The sequence below is a fragment of the Amnibacterium flavum genome, assembly GCF_003097495.1.
Taxonomy (GTDB): Bacteria; Actinomycetota; Actinomycetes; order Actinomycetales; family Microbacteriaceae; genus Naasia; species Naasia flava.
This window is the reverse complement of sequence record NZ_QEOP01000011.1, coordinates 1-321: the sequence shown is the minus strand read 5'-3', so window position 1 is coordinate 321 and position 321 is coordinate 1. Positions and strand designations below refer to the sequence as shown.

Genomic DNA, 321 nt, shown 5'->3' with positions numbered 1-321 from the left:
GAGGCTCCCAGTAGACGACTGGGTTGATAGGCCGGATGTGGAAGCAGGGACTAAAGACCTGTGCAGCTGACCGGTACTAATAAGCCGATAAATTGACAACACTTCACCCCTAGAGGGTGTGATGCGTATGAATCGCACGACTGTTGCTCGCGTCCACTTTGTGGTTCCCGATGTACGGGAACCGCCGCACAACACCCCAGATCTCTGACTTGTCGGAGGTTTCGGGTGTGCTGCGGCAGCTTGAAACATCAATAGTGTTTCGGCGGCCATAGCGAGAGGGAAACGCCCGGTCACATTCCGAACCCGGAAGCTAAGACTCTC

The 321-nt window shown here is 55.1% G+C and carries 2 rRNA genes; both read left to right on the top strand.

Annotated features, from left to right (window positions below):
• Positions 1-100 (top strand): 23S ribosomal RNA (locus DDQ50_RS16965); the annotation flags it as partial.
• 158 nt (positions 101-258) lie between these two features.
• Positions 259-321, top strand: a 5S ribosomal RNA gene (rrf, locus tag DDQ50_RS16960); the annotation flags it as partial.